Genomic DNA, 311 nt, shown 5'->3' with positions numbered 1-311 from the left:
GTATCGCTGCCGGCAGGGGTGCAGGCAAGTATCGCGCCGTTAACGACGGCAGTCGGTGAAATCTACCGCTACATTATCGAAGCACCGGCCGGTATGTCTGAAAATGATATCCGTGCTTTACAGGATTGGGTGATACGTCCTGAGTTGCGCATCGTGAGCGGTGTCGCCGACGTGGTGAGTTTTGGCGGCACAATTAAAGAGTATCAGGTGCAGGTCGATCCAAATCTGCTCAAGCGCTATGCAGTGACACTGGATCAGGTGAATCAGGCACTCGCTAATAATAATTCGAATGTCGGCGGCGGTACTATTAA

1 protein-coding gene is annotated in these 311 nt (G+C 52.1%); it reads left to right on the top strand.

Annotated features, from left to right (window positions below; all coding sequences use genetic code 11):
* Positions 1-311 (top strand): efflux RND transporter permease subunit (locus tag KDM89_RS21275; protein WP_212689792.1); only part of this gene is annotated, 311 nt, incomplete at both ends.

Origin of the sequence: Cognatundibacterium luofuense (genome assembly GCF_018139685.1) — a bacterium.
In the GTDB taxonomy this organism is placed as follows: Bacteria; Pseudomonadota; Gammaproteobacteria; order Burkholderiales; family Burkholderiaceae_D; genus Undibacterium; species Undibacterium luofuense.
The sequence above is the reverse complement of the archived record's forward strand: the minus strand, read 5'-3'. Positions and strand labels throughout refer to the sequence as shown.